The 21,146-nt window shown below is 45.0% G+C and carries 19 protein-coding genes; 7 read left to right on the forward strand and 12 right to left on the reverse strand.

What is annotated here, in order from left to right; genetic code table 11:
* Positions 1 to 4: 4 nt before the first annotated feature.
* Together L3V23_RS14610 and cpdB are read right to left on the reverse strand one after the other, a co-directional pair.
* Entirely contained in the window at positions 5 to 577 is a 573-nt protein-coding gene (locus L3V23_RS14610) for a Crp/Fnr family transcriptional regulator (protein WP_102966298.1), read from the reverse strand.
* An 87-nt stretch (positions 578 to 664) separates the two neighbouring features.
* Positions 665 to 2,572 carry a 2',3'-cyclic-nucleotide 2'-phosphodiesterase gene (cpdB, locus tag L3V23_RS14615; protein WP_237292448.1) on the reverse strand — a complete coding sequence of 636 codons (1,908 nt, stop codon included), beginning with the start codon at positions 2,570 to 2,572 and terminating at the stop codon, positions 665 to 667.
* 361 nt (positions 2,573 to 2,933) lie between these two features.
* Between cpdB and cobA the strand changes: the two genes are divergently transcribed.
* From cobA to cysC, 4 genes are all read left to right on the forward strand, one after another.
* Positions 2,934 to 3,815 (forward strand): uroporphyrinogen-III C-methyltransferase, encoded by an 882-nt coding sequence (gene cobA, locus L3V23_RS14620; RefSeq protein WP_237292437.1) that lies wholly within the window; start codon positions 2,934 to 2,936, stop codon positions 3,813 to 3,815.
* A gap of 81 nt (positions 3,816 to 3,896) precedes the next feature.
* Complete coding sequence (cysD, locus tag L3V23_RS14625; protein ID WP_042485256.1) at positions 3,897 to 4,805, forward strand: sulfate adenylyltransferase subunit CysD; 909 nt, start codon at positions 3,897 to 3,899, stop codon at positions 4,803 to 4,805.
* 17 nt (positions 4,806 to 4,822) lie between these two features.
* Positions 4,823 to 6,253, forward strand: a complete 1,431-nt coding sequence (gene cysN, locus L3V23_RS14630; RefSeq protein WP_237292439.1) for a sulfate adenylyltransferase subunit CysN — start codon at positions 4,823 to 4,825, stop codon at positions 6,251 to 6,253.
* Between the two features lie 25 nt (positions 6,254 to 6,278).
* Positions 6,279 to 6,899, forward strand: a complete 621-nt coding sequence (gene cysC, locus L3V23_RS14635; RefSeq protein WP_102966293.1) for an adenylyl-sulfate kinase — start codon at positions 6,279 to 6,281, stop codon at positions 6,897 to 6,899.
* A gap of 46 nt (positions 6,900 to 6,945) precedes the next feature.
* Here cysC and L3V23_RS14640 read toward each other — a convergent pair whose 3' ends face one another.
* From L3V23_RS14640 to msrA, 8 genes are all read right to left on the reverse strand, one after another.
* On the reverse strand, positions 6,946 to 7,842 hold the full coding sequence (locus tag L3V23_RS14640) for a TIGR03899 family protein (RefSeq protein ID WP_102966292.1): 897 nt from the start codon (positions 7,840 to 7,842) through the stop codon (positions 6,946 to 6,948).
* A 298-nt stretch (positions 7,843 to 8,140) separates the two neighbouring features.
* Positions 8,141 to 8,641: a DUF3299 domain-containing protein gene (locus L3V23_RS14645; protein WP_102954002.1), complete on the reverse strand. Its 501-nt coding sequence runs from the start codon at positions 8,639 to 8,641 to the stop codon at positions 8,141 to 8,143.
* A 13-nt stretch (positions 8,642 to 8,654) separates the two neighbouring features.
* Positions 8,655 to 9,914, reverse strand: coding sequence for an ABC transporter permease (locus L3V23_RS14650; protein ID WP_102966291.1), 1,260 nt, complete (start codon positions 9,912 to 9,914; stop codon positions 8,655 to 8,657).
* Complete coding sequence (locus L3V23_RS14655; RefSeq protein WP_102966290.1) at positions 9,911 to 10,627, reverse strand: ABC transporter ATP-binding protein; 717 nt, start codon at positions 10,625 to 10,627, stop codon at positions 9,911 to 9,913. The genes L3V23_RS14650 and L3V23_RS14655 overlap by 4 nt, the downstream gene beginning before the upstream one ends.
* 65 nt (positions 10,628 to 10,692) lie before the next feature.
* A complete protein-coding gene (locus L3V23_RS14660; RefSeq protein WP_102966289.1) occupies positions 10,693 to 11,349 on the reverse strand; it encodes a DUF2796 domain-containing protein in 657 nt (218 codons plus the stop codon).
* A 57-nt stretch (positions 11,350 to 11,406) separates the two neighbouring features.
* A complete protein-coding gene (locus L3V23_RS14665; protein WP_102966288.1) occupies positions 11,407 to 11,703 on the reverse strand; it encodes a DUF2607 family protein in 297 nt (98 codons plus the stop codon).
* 126 nt (positions 11,704 to 11,829) lie between these two features.
* On the reverse strand, positions 11,830 to 12,381 hold the full coding sequence (locus tag L3V23_RS14670; RefSeq protein ID WP_042485280.1) for a YtfJ family protein: 552 nt from the start codon (positions 12,379 to 12,381) through the stop codon (positions 11,830 to 11,832).
* Positions 12,382 to 12,497: 116 nt separating this feature from the next.
* Positions 12,498 to 13,136, reverse strand: a complete 639-nt coding sequence (msrA, locus tag L3V23_RS14675) for a peptide-methionine (S)-S-oxide reductase MsrA (RefSeq protein WP_102966287.1) — start codon at positions 13,134 to 13,136, stop codon at positions 12,498 to 12,500.
* Positions 13,137 to 13,314: 178 nt separating this feature from the next.
* Here msrA and L3V23_RS14680 point away from each other — a divergent pair, with 178 nt between their 5' ends.
* Genes L3V23_RS14680 through L3V23_RS14690 form a run of 3 tightly spaced genes read left to right on the forward strand, consistent with a single transcriptional unit; the run spans position 13,315 to position 19,214 of the window.
* Complete coding sequence (locus L3V23_RS14680; RefSeq protein ID WP_102966286.1) at positions 13,315 to 15,030, forward strand: autotransporter assembly complex family protein; 1,716 nt, start codon at positions 13,315 to 13,317, stop codon at positions 15,028 to 15,030.
* Positions 15,027 to 18,809: a translocation/assembly module TamB domain-containing protein gene (locus L3V23_RS14685; RefSeq protein WP_102966285.1), complete on the forward strand. Its 3,783-nt coding sequence runs from the start codon at positions 15,027 to 15,029 to the stop codon at positions 18,807 to 18,809. The genes L3V23_RS14680 and L3V23_RS14685 overlap by 4 nt, the downstream gene beginning before the upstream one ends.
* A 57-nt stretch (positions 18,810 to 18,866) precedes the next feature.
* Positions 18,867 to 19,214 (forward strand): gamma-glutamylcyclotransferase, encoded by a 348-nt coding sequence (locus L3V23_RS14690; protein WP_042485292.1) that lies wholly within the window; start codon positions 18,867 to 18,869, stop codon positions 19,212 to 19,214.
* A 91-nt stretch (positions 19,215 to 19,305) separates the two neighbouring features.
* Here L3V23_RS14690 and ppa read toward each other — a convergent pair whose 3' ends face one another.
* On the reverse strand, positions 19,306 to 19,836 hold the full coding sequence (ppa, locus tag L3V23_RS14695) for an inorganic diphosphatase (RefSeq protein WP_042485295.1): 531 nt from the start codon (positions 19,834 to 19,836) through the stop codon (positions 19,306 to 19,308).
* A 259-nt stretch (positions 19,837 to 20,095) separates the two neighbouring features.
* Positions 20,096 to 21,106: a class 1 fructose-bisphosphatase gene (fbp, locus tag L3V23_RS14700; protein ID WP_042485297.1), complete on the reverse strand. Its 1,011-nt coding sequence runs from the start codon at positions 21,104 to 21,106 to the stop codon at positions 20,096 to 20,098.
* Positions 21,107 to 21,146 lie beyond the last annotated feature (40 nt).

A 21,146-nucleotide genomic window follows, 5' to 3' on the forward strand; every position in this document is an offset into this window, starting at 1 on the left:
CGAATTAAGCGCTTAGGTCGCTTAATTCCTCTGGCGTAATACCTAAATAGGCGGCGAGGTGATGGTCACTAAGCCGCTCTATCAAATCCGGAAATTGCTGGGCAATGATTTGATAACGTTGTTCGGGTGTATAGAGCAACGAAAACCTTTCTTTATTCTCTTTATGGATCAGCTGTGCTTCCAGTAGCTTTACGTACATTGGGTGCAGTATCGCTCGCCAATGCTGAATGACCTCTATAGGTAAACAAAGGAGAGTCACAGGGCTTAGGGTTTCCAACAAATAAGGCGTGGGCGAAAGCTTGGTGATAGCTTCACAATCTAAAATCCACTCTTGTCCCCAGAAGAACTCTTTACTTAGAGTGTCACCTTGAGATGTCAGGTAACTGGCGTGACACACGCCTTCAAATACAAAATAGATATGACTTGGTTGCTCTCCTTGATTGACCAAAATATGGCGCGTCGGCAGTTCAAGTATCGATGATGCTTCGAATAACTCTAGAGTCTCATTTTCATTCAGTCCGTAATCCTGCATCTGAAGGATAAATTCTTGGTAGATAGCTTGTTCTTGTGGAGTCATGCCTTGTCCTTATCTTGCCATCGCTTATTCGAGGCGAATAAAAAAGCCGCAGCGGATGCTGCGGCTGATACTTTACGGAATCTGGATTTATTTTTGTAGGTCTATACGGTAAATACCGAAACCTACATCATCCGTTCCTATCAGTTCCATTGGGTACTGACCTTTATCTTTGATGAACTTCGCTGCTTTTTCACTTGGTGAAGTTTCGAAACGAATATCCAGTTTGGTCTTAGACTTAATTGGCGCAAATGACCAGTTATTGTCTGCACTTGGTGTCACTTCACCTTGCTCTTTACTTACGCGAGCAATGTAATCTGCGACTACAGTACGGTTTTCATCTGGTGAATCAAACGCGATGAAATCTGAACCTGTGCCCGGGAACTTGTTGCTGTAAGCACGGTAGTTGTTAGTCGCAATCAGGAACGTCTGCGCAGTATCAATTGGCTTACCTTTGTAAGTCAGGTTAACAATACGCTGAGAATCAGGATTGATAACTTTACAGTCGCCGTCGTACTTCGCTGGTTTAGTGATATCGATTTGGTAGTTTACGCCATCGATAACGTCGAAGTTATAAGTGCGGAAGCCATCCCAATCGATAAGCGATTGCGGCTCACTTGAGTTCACATCAATTTGTTTAAACTGACCTGCTGAACATTCCAGCCACTCTTTAACTTCTTTACCTGACACTTTCAAAGTGACTAGCGTATTAGGGTATAGGTATAAGTCCGCTGCGTTACGGAAAGTAAGTTCACCCGATTCTACTTCAGTAAAGTTTGATGGGTCATTCTTACGACCGCCCGCTTTGAACGGCGCAGCTGCTGAAAGCACCGGCAAACCGTCTAGGTTTGGATCGCCTTGAATAAAGCGTTCTACGTAATCTTTTTGTGCCAAGCTTACGATTTGAACTGTTGGGTCATCTTGTACTAACGCTAGGAAGCTGTACATCACGTCATTCGATTTACCAATCGGTTGGTTAACGAACTCACGAGTGCCTTTATGGTCTGCTTCAAGTGCTTTTACGATACTCGCATCCGCTTCAACCAGAGCTTTCTTGTTCGCTTTGTCAAAGATTGGACGAGCTTCAGATTGACCATTGGTGACTGCCCATTTGCCATCTTTTTGCTCAAGAGTCAGATCCATTACACCAACGTGGCTACCCCAACGTCCCGGCATCACAGCTGTTACACCATTGATAGTGCCTTTCTCAATGTCTGCACCAGCAACTTTTGCAAATTCTTTACTTGGGAATACCGCGTGCGAGTGACCGAATGCGATAGCGTCAATGCCTGCTACTTTTGTTAAGTAGTAAACCGAGTTTTCCGCACCTGATTGATACTCTTCGGTTGAGATACCAGAGTGTGGAATCGCCACAATGACGTCAGCGCCTTTCGCTTTCATTTCTGGGATCAGCTTTTCAGCGGTCTTCTTTATGTCGCGGGCAATCACACGGCCATCAAGGTTCTTCTTATCCCACACCATGATTTGAGGTGGAACGAAACCGATGTAACCGACTTTAACTTCGTGCGCTTTGCCGTCAGTATCTTTGAAGGTGTGAGTTTTAATGATGTAAGGCTGGAATAGGTGCTCACCAGTTGATGCGTTGTAAACGTTGGCGTTGACGTAAGGGAACTTCGCATCATTGATGGTTTCTTGGAGGAAATCCAAACCATAGTTAAATTCGTGGTTACCAATGTTACCTACATCGTAAGAGAGTTGGTTCATTGCTTTGTAGACAGGGTGAACTTCGCCAGCTTTAATACCTTTCGCTGCCATGTAGTCACCCATTGGGCTACCTTGGATCAAGTCACCGTTATCAACCAGAATACTGTTGGTTGCTTCTTCGCGTGCTTGTTTTACTAACGTTGCTGCACGAGTCAAACCAATTTGTTCTGATGGCTTGTCTTTGTAATAGTCATAATCCATCACGTTAGTGTGAATATCAGTTGTCTCGATAATACGTAGTTTGATCGTATCCGCCATAGAGGGACCGGCCATGGTCAACAAACCACCTAAAATGGCAATCGATAGAGGTTTGACTGCAACTGTCATTGTGTACTCCAATTGATAGGGAAAGTGATAACTCGATAAATGTATCAAGTTATTATGAAACAATGATTTCATATTCTATAAAAGTGTGATGTTAGGCGTTCAAATGGTCCGATTTGGTGCCAGTTGTCACTATTTCGCCCCAAGATGTCACACTCCTAGTTTCTTAATATAGAAGCTCTTTTTCCCTTTGCTGCCTCCCCATGCCAACTACTTATCAGCTTTTCGAATAAAAAATGAAATTTTAGAATTTCAGGTAATAAGAAGAAGACACCATAATGCTTTCATCAATTGGTAAAGGATGACAATCATGGCTGGCTCAGAAAACGTTTCAACGCTGCCAAAGCAGAAAAAAACACGCTTAGTCGCTGTTGATGGCGCTGCACCAGAAAGCAAATGGACGAGTCTTTCTCGCAGCCAGCTTCAGGCGGGTGAAGTTGCATTAGTCGGAGCAGGACCGGGAGACCCAGAACTGCTGACGATTAAAGCGCTTAACTTGCTGCAACAGGCGGATGTGGTTTTGTACGACTACCTCGTCTCTGACGACATCATGGCTCTGGTTCCAACGGACACTATTTTGGTTTGTGTCGGTAAGCGAGCAGGTCACCACAGCGTTCCTCAGGAAAAAACCAATCAACTATTAGTGGATTTTGCTAAGCAAGGTCATCGAGTGGTTCGCATTAAAGGTGGCGATCCATTTATGTTTGGTCGCGGTGGTGAAGAGCTGGAAGTGTTGTTTGATGCGGGTATTAAGTTTCAGGTCATTCCGGGAATTACCGCTGCCGCAGGGGCGACCGCTTATGCTGGTATACCTCTCACTCATCGTGATTTTGCTCAGTCTGCTCTGTTTGTCACTGGTCACCTCAAAGCTGAAGCGGCGGATATGGACTGGTCTACGCTGGCGCGTGGTAATCAGACTTTAGTGATTTATATGGGTTTGATGAAATCGAGCACCATCGCTCAGCAGCTTATCGAGCATGGACGAAGTGCATCAACACCGATTGCGATTATTGAACGTGGTACTCAGTCATCCCAGAAGGTGTTCCGTGGTCAGCTTAGTGAATTACCCCAGCTTGCAGCTCATGCCGAGTCTCCGTCACTGATTGTGATTGGTGAAGTTGTGGCCTTGGCAGACAAACTTCAATGGTTCAACGACAGCTCAACACGTCAAGAACAGTATCAATACGCATAAATACATTTATTGGTTGGGCTTATTAATTTTATAAACCAAAAGCCCGCCAAGCCATAAGGCAGCTAAAAGGAAGCACGCAAAATGGATCAACAACGCTTAACCCATTTAAAACAGCTTGAGGCCGAAAGCATTCACATTATTCGTGAAGTTGCTGCGGAGTTTGCAAACCCAGTGATGATGTATTCCATCGGTAAAGACTCATCCGTGATGCTTCATTTGGCACGTAAAGCGTTTTATCCGGGCAAAATCCCATTCCCTCTTCTCCATGTTGATACTGACTGGAAATTCCGCGACATGATCGCGTTCCGTGACGCGACAGCGAAAAAGTATGGTTTTGAGCTTTTGGTACATAAGAACCCAGAAGGTATTGAAATGGGCATCAGCCCGTTCGTACACGGTTCTTCAAAGCACACTGACATCATGAAAACTCAGGGCTTAAAACAAGCCTTAAACAAGTACGGCTTTGATGCTGCATTTGGTGGTGCCCGCCGTGATGAAGAGAAGTCTCGTGCAAAAGAGCGCGTGTATTCGTTCCGCGATAAGAACCATACCTGGGACCCTAAAAATCAGCGCCCAGAGCTGTGGAAAACCTATAACGGCCAGATCAACAAAGGTGAGAGCATCCGTGTGTTCCCGCTTTCAAACTGGACTGAGCTGGATATCTGGCAATATATCTATCTGGAAAATATTGAAATCGTTCCGCTGTATCTCGCTGCGGTTCGCCCTGTCGTGGAAAGAGATGGCATGTTGATCATGGTGGATGACGAGCGTATGGAAATCCAACCTCATGAAGAAGTCCAACATAAGAGTGTTCGATTCCGTACTTTAGGTTGTTACCCATTAACGGGGGCTATCGAATCAGAAGCCAACACGTTGACTGAGATCATCGAAGAGATGTTAGTCGCAACGTCTAGTGAACGTCAGGGACGTGCGATCGACCATGATCAGTCTGGATCAATGGAATTGAAAAAACGCCAAGGTTATTTCTAAGGATCTAAGGAAATAGAATGAATAGTGCAGTTCAAGCAGAGCTTTTAGAGCTCGGTATCGAAGGTTACCTGAGTCAACACCAACACAAATCGCTACTTAGATTCCTAACCTGTGGTTCAGTAGATGATGGCAAAAGTACTTTAATTGGTCGTCTGCTACACGACTCAAAACAGATTTATGAAGATCAACTTGCGGCGGTTCACTCTGACAGCCAGCGCGTTGGCACAACTGGTTCCCGTCCTGATCTCGCATTGCTGGTGGATGGTCTGCAAGCAGAGCGTGAGCAAGGCATTACCATTGATGTGGCTTACCGTTATTTCTCAACGCAGAAACGTAAGTTCATCATTGCAGATACTCCGGGACATGAGCAATACACCCGCAATATGGCTACAGGTGCTTCAACCTGTGATTTGGCGGTTATCTTGATTGATGCGCGTAAAGGCGTTTTGGATCAGACTCGTCGCCACTCGTTTATCTCTAACCTGCTGGGCTTGAAACATTTCATCGTTGCAGTAAACAAGATGGATCTCGTGGATTACTCACAGCAACGCTTTGAAGAGATTCGCGCAGAATATCTGGAGTTTTCTAAACATCTGCAAGGCGAGACAGATATTCAAATCATTCCTATCTCTGCTCTAGAGGGAGATAACGTTGTTGAGAAAGGTGAAAACCTCGGCTGGCATAAAGGTCCTGCACTGCTTGAGCTATTGGAAACGGTAGATATCGACCATGAAAAAGGCAGCGGTGAATTTCGTTTCCCTGTACAGTACGTTAACCGCCCAAATCTCGATTTCCGTGGTTTTGCAGGGACTATTTCGTCTGGCTCAGTCAGTGTTGGTGACAAAATCAAAGCGTTGCCATCAGGAAAAACTTCTACCGTTAAGCGCATTGTAACCTTTGATGGTGATTTAGAGACTGCACAGGCAGGTTTAGCGGTCACGCTGACTCTGGCTGATGAAATTGATATCAGCCGTGGTGATTTGATCGTGTTTGAAAACGCACAGGTTGAATCAACCAACCATCTGCTTGCTGATGTGGTGTGGATGACTGAGCAGCCACTCAAAGTTGGCCGTGAGTACGACATTAAGATCGCAGGTAAGAAGAGCGTCGGTCAGATTACCTCTATTCGTCATCAGTACGATATCAATAACCTGTCTACTTTCCAGACTGAAGAATTACCACTGAATGGTATTGGCCTGTGTGAATGGACATTTAATGCTCCGATTGCTTTAGACAAATATCTGGATTGTGCGGATACCGGTGGCTTCATCGTGATTGACCGTCTGACTAACGTTACCGTTGGTGCTGGATTAGTTCGTGACAGTTTACAGAATGTAGCGCAACAACAAGGTCAGTTCTCTGCATTTGAAGTAGAACTCAATGCATTGATTCGCAAACATTTCCCACATTGGGATGCGAAAGATTTAACTCAGCTGCTAAAGTCATAACAGTCAGAAGAATAAGGAAAAGGTTATGGATTCTTCATCAAGTGCTAAAGATGAGAATATCGTTTGGCATCAGCACTCGGTAGATAAAAAACTGCGTGCGGAGTTAAAGCAGCAAAAGCCCGCTGTACTTTGGTTTACCGGACTTTCTGGCGCGGGTAAATCGACGATTGCGGGCGCACTTGAGACGCGTCTCGCTCAGTTGGGCTATCACACCTACTTACTGGATGGCGACAATGTCCGTCACGGTTTGTGCTCTGATCTTGGCTTTTCTGAGCAAGACCGCCGTGAGAACATTCGTCGCATCGGTGAACTGGCAAAGCTGATGGCGGATGCAGGACTTATCGTGTTGACGGCGTTTATTTCACCTCATCGGGCAGAGCGTCAAATGGTACGTGATTTATTGCCTGAAAGTGAATTTATGGAAGTGTATGTGAACACCTCTCTGGAAGTGTGTGAACAGCGTGACCCGAAAGGCTTGTACAAAAAAGCCCGAGCAGGAGAAATTGCCAACTTCACAGGCATTGATTCTGCTTATGAAGCGCCTTTAGATCCAGAAATTGACTTACCCGCAGGTGACGAGAATATCGATACGCTGGTCGATTTATGCATTGCTGAGATGGCAAAACGCAAAATCATCTTTCAATAGAAATCGCATTAAGTAAAAAGTCAGGCCTAGAGCCTGACCTTTTCTTTTATACGGTGTGGTGAATGGAACTTTTCACGTCGGTATGTACTGTAAATTTCTGATTCAACATCGCGACCACTTGATCGTAATACTGAGAGTTCGGTTTGTGGCCGAGCAATCGACACAGCTCATTACCCGTTGGACTAAAACGGTAGTAGAGCAATCTCACGCCTTTAGTTGACGCTTGCAAGGATAAGCTCGTACCTTGATAAGTGAGCAATAGTGGCGGGTCCAGTTCAATCTCACCAGATTCCAACTCTGTGGCGTGCACAAGTCCCAGCTCGATTAACACCAGTAAACTGGAGTAGGGAAGCTGGTGGTTACCGATATTAATCGTTGTCACTGAGTCTCTTTTACTGAGGCTGAACATACCACTGGGTACCTTCATCCCAAACAGAAGCTTCAAGCTCGAATCCGTACCAAAACTGCATGCAAGTGCCGCTGCTCGCTGAAGAATTTGCGCCTCTTTCGGCGTCATATCTTTGAGTATTTTTAACGCCTTCATTGAGGTGAACCCCGGATTGGTGGTTTCGCGTTTTAGCACTTGAGCCCAAAGACGTTGCATCGAGGAGTTGTGGATGTCTTGTGCCATTTCGAAAAAACGGTAGAGCCAATCCTGATCGGGATCGCCAGCGGTTTCGTTTCTACAAGAAACATGCGCCAGCTTTACAATTTGTTCCAGATTCTTCTGCTTCTGAGCTTTGATCTCTTGTTCACGCTTTAATGCGCGTTCTAAAGGTGTTTTTTGCGGAGGAACTTTGTGTAGCAGAGCATCAATACCATGTTGTTGAGCGATCGCGTATATACGGCTTGCGCTGTCTTTTACATAGTTAGATTTGTTGTCTTGGCTGTTTTCCGTTGCTGCTTCGTGTTCAATAACAACAGGTTGTTTCTGTTCGGCCATGGGGTCCCTGAGGATGCTACTTTCAGACATGGAATAAAATGTACTCTGTAAAAGTAGAGTCGGCTAGTGAAACTATTGAATAATGTGCATAAATTTGCGCTACCACAAATGATAATAAGTTGTTAAAATTGTTATCGCGTTTGTGAGGTGCTTATGAAGTATTGGAAAGATAATAGATTTAAAAAGCACCTGTCGACAGCTTTACTCTTTGCGGTATACATATCGGTATTGGGATATTTGTCTACCTACATTTCCTAGAGTTTAGTCACTAAACAGGTGCTCAATTTTTTAACAAAATTTACATGTCATCGTATTCGGCTATTTCTGTGCCTTCAATGACATAACCTGTGTCCGCCAGTTCAACGCTCATAGACTCTGTCTTGAGCGTTCCTATCACGTATACCACATCCCAAAGTTGTTGGATTGGCGCTCCTTGTGGGAATTTCACGTAAATAATTTGATTTGGCGGCGGCGGTGGCACATGAATACAGGCTCCAAAATACGGGACCAACAAAAACTCGGTCACTGTATTCTCATCTCCTTCTAAAGGGATCACAAAGCCCGGAATTTTTACCGTGCTGCCATTTAACTCCGGGCGAACCGCCCCTAGCTGGGACTGCTGTGCCGGAGCCTCACCATCATGATTCGCCGCAGGCATGCCTTGCTGATTGAACTGGTTGCGCTCACTCTCTGGAACCAAGTCAATCCAATCTAAAGTTAGAACATCCTCAGCGCTTTGAGCTGTTGCTGTAAAAGCTGGTAGCAGTACCAGCATAAAACTTAAAAGCAGTTGTTTCATATTTGTTCCTAGACTAGAGCCTGATCGTCATACCATCGCTGAGCGACTGTCTGTAAGCTCTGATTGCTGGAATAAACCCAATTAAGATGCCAGCGCTCTGCACATAAGCCAGAAGCTGCCATTCGTAGCGGGTAATTCCATTGAGTTCGATCTGAATACCGTATTGGCTTTCAATCAATGGCGCGGCGATACCCAGCAAGCCATATAAACCGACAAGACCAACAGTAATTCCGAGTAAAGTTAAGACGCTTGCTTCACTGACTAGCAGGGAGAATACATGTTTTGGCCTTGCGCCCATAGCCCTCAGTATCGACATTTCACGTCTGCGTTCTTGCAAGCTGGTTAACAGGCTGCTGAGCATACCAAGTAAGCCTGCGACAACAACGAAAATCGATACCGCCATCAACGCTTGCTCAGCTACGGACATCATGCCCCATAACTCGTGTAACGCGACACCCGGCATAATCGCGCTAAGCGGCTCTTTACGGTACTCATTGATTTGTCTTTGCAAAGCAAAGGTCTGAATTTTGGATTTTAAACCGATCATCATGGCAGTGATCTGTTTAGGTTCAAATTGGTGATGCTCCAGTTGAGCTTGGTCTGGTGAATGACCTAGGTGTGCGCCAGATTCCCAACCAACATGGATCGCTTCAATGGCTTGCAGAGAAACGTGCACAGTTTTGTCTACCGGAGTGCCGGTTGGCGCAAGAATCCCTACCACTTTAAAAGGCAAGTTGTCGTGACGGCTGAAACCGACATCACTGATACCGTGAGCAATAATAATTTCACTACCGATGTGATACCCCAGTTTCTTGGCAACATCAGAACCCAAAACCGTCTCAAATAAGCCTTTAAATTCTTTACCTTGAGTAAAAGTGAGTGGTTGCTTACTTCCATAACGGAAGTGTTCAAAATAACTCTGGTTAGTTCCCATTACTCGGAAACCTTTGTGCGAGTCACCCAGTGAAATAGGAATCGCCCACTTGACGGATTTATACTGACTAAATTCTTGGTAGCTTTTCCAGTCAATATTGTTGGTGGCGTTGCCAATGCGGAATACTGAGTAGAGTAGTAAGTTCACCTGACCAGAACGACCACCGACGATAAGATCGGTTCCTGATACGGTATTGGCGAAACGGCTTTTTGCCTGAGTACGAATACGTTCAACACCCATGAGCAGAATAACGGAAATAGCCACAGTCATAATGGTTAGCAGAGCGGTGGTTTTACGATTAAGTAAACTTTTCCACGCTAAACTGGCGATCACTTTCATTGTTGGTCTCCTGCTAGGTTGAGTGTTGGCAGGTGTATAACTCGCTCAAACAGACTCTCCAATGTTGGATCATGGCTGACAAACACCAGCGTTGAACCAACACGGTTAGCTTCTTCCATCAGCAGTTCAATGAAAGCGCTGCGATTATCGTAATCGAGTGCAGACGTTGGCTCGTCAGCAATAACAATTTTAGGCTCACCAATTAATGCTCTTGCCGCTGCAACGCGCTGCTGCTGACCAATACTGAGGTCAATGACCGGCTTTTCTCGTACCGATTTAGGTAAATGAAGTTTGTCTAATAACTCATGGGCTCTTTGAGCGAGGCTGCCGGTGACATTGCTTTTACGTTGGCTGGAAAACTGGCAGGGAAGAACAATGTTTTCCACTACAGAGAGATAAGGCAGTAAATTAAATTGTTGAAAAATATAACCAATATTATCGGCGCGAAAGCGGTCTCTTTGACTCGAAGAGAGCTGGGTAAGGTTGCTATCAAGTAGCTGCACTTCACCTTGAGTCGCGACATTGATTCCTGTTAACAGGCTGAGCAGAGTGGACTTGCCGCAGCCACTAGGGCCTTTGATAAATACGTGCTCATTTGCTTTTACGCTTAAGTGTTCAATGTCGAGTGTTGCGCTATCGCTATTCGGCCACTGAAAGATCACTTTATTCAGTTCAATTACTGCTTGGTTTGAATCGATTTGAAAACTGGACATCACTGCTCCCTATAAAAATGGGTAAGTGAGTGCTTACCCATAGGTCGAATTTTATAAAGGATTCTTTACAAAGAAATGATGGTGTTACTCGGTTTTAGTTCCAAAGCGGTCTGTGCTTTGTCTGTCAGTAAGTTCACATCAATTTCCTGAGTTGCAGGGAACTGCTTAAACCACTGAGTTTCGATCTGGCTCAGTTTAACAATGTCATCACAGTGGAAGCTGTATTGAACGGTGAATGAACCGTGTGAGCTGCCTTCTTCATGCTCATGACCTTCGTGCGAGTCATGATCATGGTTTGCGTGGTCATCATGGTCTTTATGCTCATGGTCATCATGTGATTTATGATCATCGTGGTCGTGGTCTTCGTGATCGTGACCTTCATGCTCTTCGTGTTCACCACCCAAATTGTGCTTAACGCTGGCACTTTCGATATGACATTTTGCCGCGGCTGATAAAGTGAAAACAGAATCGGCCTGATTTAATGTTTCTAATGCTTTAGAGAGAACTGCTTGCTGCTCATCGTTCTCAGGGGCATGCTCAAAGCCCACAACATCGGCACCCGGAGCAGTAATTTCCATCAGTAGCTCGTGACCATCCTGTGCAATGTTAAATTCAACATGGCCATGAACATGTGCTTCATGTTGGCGAAATTCATCCTGAGCAAATGCAGAAGTGGCGAAAGCAGCAGTAATGCTGAGGGCTAATAGTGGTTTAGTAAACATCGGAAACTCCAAATAAAAATAGTAATACTGGTTATCAATTGATTTGAACGTAAGTGATTACACTGGAGTTGGCGGTGAGCGTGCGAGATAAGCCAAGTACAAAGTCGAGATGTTGGCGATTTGAGTTACAGGATCAAGGTAGTTATGCGAAACCCAAATCGGTAACTCAGGAATATGCTGCGCTAACGCTTGGTTGGCACTATAAAAAAGTTGGCAATGATGCTCGCTGTGATGAACTGGAGAGGCGTCGAGCTGATGTTCAATAAATGCAATATTTAGCCACACCATCAACAAGATAGCAGGAATAGCGACTATCTTAGCTTTAGCGCGTAAAGAGTGCAGGTTCGAAAACATTGACATCACAGAGTTAAAATAAAGAATTGTTATAATATAACAGTAAAAAAATCAGGCAAGAGATGATTTAGGTGAGAAGACGATCTTCTCACCTAACTGTAGGGAGATTTTCAAGTTGAAAGAGAACTAGAGAGAGGCTTTTACAAGCTCTAAAACTTGTTGGATCTCTTGTTCATTTAACGCGCCCTCTTTAACGAACAGCACGTTACCTTGCTTGTCCTGAACAATGATAGCGGAAGACTCAGGTTGAAGATCCCAACCCTTCGCTACGTTGCCAGATTCGTCCAAAACAATCGACGACCAAGGAAATTCAAGTTTGCTGTCTTGTGCTGACGACTTAACAAAAGAGCCTGTTCCCCAGATAGCATCATCCTGATTGATGATGGTCGTTGTTTGATACTCCTGCTCTGGAAAATGAGCAGCAGTAATTGCCGCCATAAGATCAGCGTTCATTGCTTTCGCCGCGCTGCGACCTGCGATGGCTTGGATGATTCGAACTTTGCCTTTCATTTGTTCGCTATTCCAAGCTTGGAAAGTTGTGTCTTTACCTTCAACCAGTATTTCGCCGTATGTTTCAACCTTCACGTTTGGCACAGAACTATTCAGTTGAATGTTGTGTGCGAACGCGATCGCTGGAGAGCAAGCTAGGATAAACGGCAGTAGTGCTTTCATTTTCATGTGTTTGATTCCTTTATAATAAGCACAGAATGTATAGCACAGAATTTTGAGTGTATTTTAAGGAGAAGTAAAAATTGCAGGACGGTGCCTGCAATTTTTTGCTCTGAATAGAGTGATTACTCACTCAAACTTGGCGGGAAACAAACACCAGTACCACCCAAACCACAGTAGCCTTGAGGGTTTTTAGCTAGGTATTGCTGGTGGTAAGTTTCAGCAAAGTAGTAAGGACCTGCTGGAAGAATCTCAGTGGTGATCTGCGCCTTCTCCTGTTGTGAAAGAAGTGCCTGATATTCTGCTTTGCTCTGTTCAACGATAGACTTTTGCTCTTCATCGTACACATAGAGTGCTGAACGGTATTGAGTGCCTAAGTCTCCGCCTTGGCGCATACCTTGAGTTGGGTCATGACGCTCCCAGAAATGGTTAAGCAACTGTTTTAGTGGAAGGACACTAGGGTTGTAAATTACACGAACGACTTCAGTGTGACCTGTGTGTCCTGTGCAGACTTCTTCATAGGTTGGGTTTGGAGTGAAACCACCTGAATAGCCCACGGAAGTCGAAACGACACCTTCCAGTCCCCAAAACAGGCGTTCAGCGCCCCAAAAGCAGCCCATACCAATTAAGATTTGCTCTTCACCGTTTTTTGGCGCTGCGCTCAGGCTTGATTGATTGACAAAGTGAGTGTCTTCGATAGCCATTGGAGTATCACGTCCAGGCAGTGCGGAGTCTGCCGTAACCATAGTTTGTTTATCTAACATGGAACTTCCTTTGTTTTAAAAGCTGGGTTTGAAAATACAGGCTTGCGATGATTATTTTTTTAATTAATAGCTATAGACCTGATAATTGACTGATTTCGTACAGACTATTATGAGCATTGGCGTTATGATTTCACTAACTCTCAACAATAAGCCTAGTATAACGACGCCATAATTAAGCATGAGACGAAAATCATTACCAGTGCTATTCGCCGCTTTACTCTTTTCTGCTGCTTCTTTCGCCAAGGTTAGCTTGGAGATTGATGGTTTAGAAAAAGAGCTGAAAGATAACGTCGATGCTTACCTCTCTTCGATTCCCGAATCTGATTATTCCACTCAGTTACGCTTTCAATCGCGTTTGCAAAAAAATATCGTTGAAGCGCTCAATGCCCTTGGCTATTACCATCCGCAAATTGATTTTGAAGTGAAAGAGTCCGGAGATGTTCTGGCTGTTCATGTCGATGCTGGTGAAGTGACGCGACTAGAGCTGGTTGACATAGTGATCACAGGTGAAGCTGAAAATGACCCCGATTTTATCCGAGTGATTGGTCAAAGTGGTCTTAAACAGGGCGAGCCGCTCAATCACGGTCAATACGACAGCTTAAAATCGTCGTTACGTAATCTTGCTCTGCAAAAAGGCTATTTTAACGGTACGTATATAACTAGCCGCCTTGAAGTTGCACCTGAACTCAATCAAGCCTTTGTGCGACTTCATTACGACAGTGGCATTCGATATCAATTTGGCGCGACGAGCGTAGAAGGAAGTCAAATTGATGAGAATCGTGTTGCTTCGTTGCAGCCATATAAAGAAGGCGACCCATATTTGGTGTCTAAAGTCGGCGAACATAACCAGAACCTGTCGAGTACCGAATGGTTTTCTTCAGTATTTGTCGAGCCGGACTTAAACAACTTGGACGGTGGTCGTGAGCTGCCGATGAAAGTCTCTGTGGCACCACAGGCGCGCAATAAATTTGAAACGGGTCTTGGCTATTCCACAGACGTTGGGCCCCGAGGCACGTTTAAATGGAAGAAACCTTGGATCAACTCGCGCGGACACAGCTTTGACAGCAGCTTTTCTATTTCAGAGCCTGAGCAGTACATTACTGCCGGCTATAAAATTCCGTTGGAAGATGTTCTGCATGAGTATTACCGAGTTCAGTATGGCTTGAAGAAAGTCGATAACCGCGATACGCAAAGTCTGGAGTCCAATCTATCTGTAGAAAGGCATTGGTTAGTGGACAGCGGTTGGCACCGAACCATGTTTGTTCGTTATCTTATCGAAAGCTATGAACAAGGTGTGCTTGATGATGTTGGCCAATTCGTGTTGCCCGGTTTTACCTTTAGTCGTACCAGAGCCCGAAATAGTGGTTCACTGATTACTTGGGGTGACAAGCAAACCGTTACTATTGAATATGGCTCAGACTCGTTTGTGTCAGAAACGAATGTGGTACGTGTTTTAGCGGGAACGTCTTGGATTCGTACCGCTGGTGAAAATCATCGTGGCGTGTTCCGAATGGGTGGGGGGGCTAACTTTGTCGAGGACTTCGATAAACTGCCGCCTTCTTTACGTTTCTTCGCGGGTGGTGACAACAACTTACGTGGTTATGAATATGAGTCGATTTCACCTCGGGACTCCAGTGGTGCATTGGCTGGTGCGAAATATATGGCAACTGGCTCGGTGGAATATCAATATCGTCTCGCGGGAAACTGGTGGGGAGCGGTATTCGTCGATGGCGGTGATGCGTTTGATTACACGCCCAGATGGAAAACGGGTACGGGTTTTGGTGTTCGCTGGGTATCTCCAGTGGGGCCACTTCGTCTTGATTTTGCATGGGGACTGGAGTCTGACCCCGGTGAGCGTTTCCGAATTCACTTCTCATTAGGGCCAGAGCTATGATTAAGCTGGCTTTGAAATGGAGCAAATGGATTTCTCTGGGGGTGATAGCACTGCTGGTCGTCTTAGTGTTGTCTGTTGCTGGGCTTTTGTTTACCAATACAGGGCTTAATTTTGCCTTGTGGGGTGTGAATCAATTTGTTCCACAGCTCGAAGTGAAATCAACCCAAGGCTCTTTGTTCCCAAGATTCACTTTAAATGAAGTGAGCTTTGTTGATCCTTCTTTGAATGTTGATATGCAGTTGCAAAGTGCAACTCTGGCGATCAATGGCAACTGCTTTTTAGAACCTTCAGTTTGTATTAATGACATTAGTCTTTCGGGGCTGAAGTTCTCTTTGCCGTCTCTTCCAGAAACGACAACCACAACAGATGAACCAAGTTCAGAGCCACTGACCAGCATTACGACACCAGTGCCTATCCGTCTCAATCGTCTAACGCTAAATGACATTGATCTCGATATCTTAGGCAATCGTGTGGTTTGGCAGCATTTCTCTACTCAAGCTTCGTTTCAAGGCAACAACCTCACTATAGGGAAAACCTTATGGAATAAGATTGAAGTCACGTTGGAGCAAAGCCAAGACGAGTCTCAGGCTGAAAAAGCTGAACCCCAACAAAAAGCAGAGCCTATAGCCCAAAGTGAACCTCAGGCGATAGTGTTACCGGATGTATTGATTCCGCTGAGAATTAATTTAGCACGGCTAGATATCAATGACTTCACGCTTCACCAAGAAACACCTGTGGTGGTAAATCATCTCGGCCTCACAGCTAAGGCTTATCAATACGATGTGTCGGTTGATACGCTGGAACTTGATACCCCAGAAGTGGATGCTCTGCTAAAAACCAAAGTAAAACTCAAAGATAACTATCCTCTGTCGTTAGATTTGACCTCGAAAGTCAAGTTAGCTGAAGCCAAGGGGCAAGCGCTCAGTTTGAATGCATCAGGCAGTGTGGCGGATTTAAGTGTACAAGCTGAACTGACCGATCTGGCAAAAGCTAGCATTAAAGCCAAATTGCAGCCGCTTGATCCTCAATTTCCGTTTGATATCGACATAAAAGATCTGCACGGACAATGGCCGCTGGTTGGCAAAGGGGATTACTTTATTGATGCTTCCCATTTCTATGGTAAAGGTTCGCTAAAGCACTATCAGCTTGGCTTAGTCGGGCAACTGAAAGGGAAAGATCTGCCAGATGTTGCGATTGACACCAAAGGTGAGGGGAATCTAAGTGAAATCGCCTTAAGTGATATCCAGATTGATACACTCGGCGGACGTATTCTCGGAGAGATAAAAGCCAATTGGAACGAGCCGATTAACTGGCAAGCAAAGCTGGACATGAATCTAATTCAGCCTGGTCTGCAATGGCCAGAAGCGGAAGGCATTGTCAGTGGTGAAATCGAAACCTCAGGCGAATTGACTAGCCAAGGCGGTTGGATAGTGAAAGTTCCGCAACTCTCCGTCAATGGTTTAGTGCGTGATTATCCGTTGCATTTAAATGGTCAGATTGATGCTTCTGATATTTCAGGTAAAGGGCGATATGAGGTTACTACGCAGGGAATCAATCTTGCTCATGGTCCAAATAAGGTCACGGCTAAGGGTAAGCTAGATAAAGAGTGGCGAATGTCTTTGTCACTTAATTTACCGGATTTGTCTAAAAGCGTGCCGGATCTTAAAGGCAAAGTGATTGGTGATGTATTGCTGCGTGGCGCAATGAGCGAGCCGCAAATCAAACTCTCTTTGGATGCAGACTCTATCGCTTGGCAGAAAGACGCCAAGGTGAAGCACGTTACTTTAACGGGCAATGTGACGCCATTGCCTAAGCCGCAAGCTGACTTACGCCTAAAGGTGACTGAAGCGTCTTATCAAGATCAATTGATCAATTCCGTTGTGATGCGTTTTAGCGGTGAGCAGAAAGAGCATGAACTCACTCTGGACGTGCAGTCTGACATTGTATCGACCAGTTTAAACATTCAAGGCGGTCTTAAAGATAAGCCCTCATTGTTGTGGGATGGTCAGTTAAACCGTATGACGCTGGAAACTGAGCAAGGTGTCTGGGCATTGGATAAACCGATGAGCATTAATGTGGATGTTGATAAACAAAACGCCACTCTTGCTGCTCACTGCTGGATTCAGTCTGGCGCGTCAGTATGTCTCGACAAGCCATCTACCGTTGGTGAAAGCGGTGAAGTTCAGCTTTCTGTAAATCAGTTTAATTTCTCTCAAGTGAAAGCATTCATGCCGCCAGATACCGAGATTGATGGCGAGGCGAATGCGAAAGTTTGGGCAAAATGGCAAGCAAACCAGCCTCCTCAGGCTAAGCTAGAATTGAATTTACCTAAGGGCTCTGTAAGACAAAATCTAGATCAGCCGTTAACGGTGGGGTGGGATAAAGTTTCCCTGCAAGCCTCTCTGATTCGTAATCGTCTGCAAGCTTATTGGAATGTCGATATGACGGATAATGGCGACTTGTCTGGGAAAGTTATCATTGCGGACGTCACCAAAGAAAACAAACGCATGGAAGGGGATCTTAAGCTATCCACGTTTAACTTAGATTTTCTTGCACCTTTGGTGGGTGAATACAGCTCTCTGAAATCGAATATTGAATCTGACCTCAAATTTAAAGGCGACATGCTTCATCCGCAGGTGGATGGTGTGGTCAGCGTCAATGGTATTCAGGTGAAAGGGGATATCTCTCCGGTAGAAGTTGAATCAGGTCTCGTCACTTTGACTTTCAAAGGTTATCAGGCAAGTTTAAATGCCAATGTGCTGACACAAGATGGTGAACTTGAGATCACAGGGGATGCAGACTGGCAAAACATCGATGATTGGAGAGTGAATAGCCACGTATTTGCCAAATCATTGCTGGTGGATTTACCACCGATAGTCAAAGTTAAAGTTGTACCAGATCTGACACTGAACATGCAGCCAAAGTTGGCTAAAGTTACTGGGAATATCGCGTTGCCTTGGGGACGCATTGTTGTCGAAGAACTACCACCAAGTGCGGTGAGTGTGTCAAAAGATCAGGTATTACTGAACGAGGACTTAACGCCAGTGAGTGATCAGAATACGCTGCCGTTTGATATTGAAACAGATGTGTCGATTACTATTGGCGACGACTTCAAGCTAGAGGCGTTTGGTCTGGAAGGCGATTTGGTTGGCCGTGTCAACGTTGTTCAAAAGGATAAGGGGCCACTGGTAAACGGTGAGATCAATATCCTGAACGGTAAATATCGCTCCTTTGGTCAGGATCTGGTTATTCAAGAAGGGAAGATTTTAATGAATGGCCCTGTCGATCAGCCTTATCTGTCGATCAAAGCGATTCGAAATCCAGAGAATACTCAGGATAATGTGATAGCAGGTGTACAGGTTACCGGCCCTGCGAACGAGCCTCTTGTTTCGATATTCTCAGAACCGAGCATGCCTCAAGCAAATGCTCTGTCATACTTGCTACGCGGGCAAGATATCGACAGTGAAACAAGTGGTGATGCCATGACCACCACATTGATAGGTTTGAGCCTTGCGAAAAGCGGTAAAGTAGTGAGTGAAATCGGTAGTGCTTTTGGTGTACAAGACTTGAAGCTGGACACCGCTGGATCCGGTGATGAATCTCAGGTGACGGTGAGTGGTTACATTCGGCCGGGGCTGCAAGTAAAATACGGCGTAGGTATTTTTAACTCGGTAGGGGAATTTACAGTCCGCTATCGTTTAATGACAGATTTGTATGTGGAAGCGGTATCTGGCTTAGATAGTGCGGTTGATCTGCTGTATCAATTTGAATTGAATTGAGGCTGTTATGCCCATGAGTCTTGCGATGACTCGGGTGTATATCTAAAGGAGAAGTAAGTGCAACATTTAGTTTTTGTTTATGGCACTTTACGCCAAGGAGAAAGCAATCATAGCTTTTTGGAAAGTAGTCAATTGCTGGGGCAATACGTTACCAAGCCAGAGTATGCTCTTTATGACTTAGGTCCTTATCCGGGCTTAATCGAGGGGCACCATACCATTTCTGGAGAAGTGTATTTGGTGGATGAAGAGACGTTGGCTAAGTTGGATATTTTGGAAGACGTTCCAGTGGAATATCGCCGAGATACCATTGAAACTCCTTTTGGCACTGCATGGATATACATTTACCAAGAAGTAACGTCACAAGAAGCTCTGATTGATTCTGGAGACTGGTGTCAACGAGTGTAAGCTTCTTCACCTTTGGAGATGTTTACCTCAGCCATGTTTTAGCTCAAAAAAAAGCCAGCGAAATGCTGGCTTTTCCATTCGTTCGGTACGCTTATTTTTGTTGTGCGCGCTCGTATGAAGTTTTGATCTCTTCGCGAGCTGCAGCTGCGTCTTCCCAACCTTCAACTTTTACCCATTTGCCAGCTTCAAGGTCTTTGTAACGCTCGAAGAAGTGAGTGATTTGTGCTTTTAGAAGCTCTGGAAGGTCGTTCACATCTTGAATGTGGTTGTATTCTTTAGAAAGTTTCTCGTGTGGTACAGCGATAACTTTCGCATCTTCACCAGACTCATCGCTCATTTTTAGTACGCCAACTGGACGACAGCGAATTACTGAACCAGGCATTAGTGGGAATGGCGTTGGTACTAATACGTCTACTGGGTCACCGTCTAGAGATAGAGTGTGGTTCACGTAACCGTAGTTACATGGGTAGAACATAGGAGCAGACATGAAACGGTCTACGAATACAGCGCCAGAATCTTTGTCTACTTCGTATTTGATTGGGTCTGCGTTAGCTGGAATTTCGATGATAACGTAGATATCGTCTGGAAGAGATTTGCCTGCTGGCACATTGTTTAAGCTCATTAAAGGTTTCCTTTTCGTTAGCCGGACTTCAAGAATCAAGACTTATTGTTATACATGTTATGTATGGGCATCAAAGGGCCGCTACATAGCAAAGGCTAGAGTTTACCCGTAAATGAGTCGATCCCCAAGCAAACCTAAGTCTAATTGATGCAATTGTAGGTCAAAAAATGCGTAATTGATTGATGAAAGAGAGATAAAAAAAGCGCCTCTGTAAGGCGCTTTCTCGTCAGTCAGTCATTACTATTCATCAGGATAGTTCTTAGTCTGGGTAGTTCTCTAAGAACTCTTCGACTTTGTCGACCATGGTTGGGCTACCAACAAAGAAAGGCACACGTTGGTGCAGTTCGGTTGGTTTGATATCCAGAATACGATTCTTACCATCAGAGGCAATACCGCCAGCCTGTTCCATCAAAAATGCCATTGGGTTGCACTCGTACAGCAGGCGTAATTTTCCATTTGGATGGCTCTCTGTGCTCGGGTACATGTAGATGCCGCCTTTGAGCAGATTGCGGTGGAAGTCAGCAACCAAAGAGCCGATATAACGTGATGTATAAGGACGATTATCTTCAGGCACATTCTCTTGGCAGAATTTGATGTATTTCTTCACGCCAGTCGGGAAGCGGATGTAGTTACCTTCGTTAATCGAGTAAATCTTACCGCTTTCTGGAATACGCATATTTTCATGCGATAAACAGAAAGAACCAATCGAAGGATCATAGGTAAAGCCATTGACACCGTTACCTGTGGTGTAAACCAACATGGTCGAAGAGCCGTAAATCACATACCCTGCGGCAACTTGTTTGTGGCCCGGTTGTAAGAAGTCTTCTGCTGTCGGTGGAGCGCCGACCGGAGAAATACGACGATAAATGGAGAAAATTGTGCCAACTGACACGTTCACATCAATGTTTGACGAGCCATCAAGCGGATCCATCAAGACAACGTATTTCGCATTTTTGTTGAGGTCTTTATTAAAGGCTACAGCTTCATCTTCCTCTTCACTGGCTACGCCACAAACTTGGTCACGCGCTTCAAGCGCGGCTTTAAATTTGTCGTTGGCATAAACATCCAGTTTTTGCTGCTCTTCACCTTGCACATTATCCTGACCAGATGCACCTGTGATATCAGCAAGGCCAGCCTTGTTGATTTCACGGTTTACAATCTTCGCGGCAAGACGAATAGAAGCCAGTAGGGACGATAGTTCACCACTTGCATGGGGGAAGTCGTGTTGTTTCTCAACAATGAACTCACCAAGGGTGCGCATCTCAGACATGTTATTTCCTTAACACTATATTTTCGGGGGGATTTTTAGT

The sequence above is a fragment of the Vibrio sp. A1-b2 genome (genome assembly GCF_021726015.1).
In the GTDB taxonomy this organism is placed as follows: Bacteria; Pseudomonadota; Gammaproteobacteria; order Enterobacterales; family Vibrionaceae; genus Vibrio; species Vibrio diazotrophicus.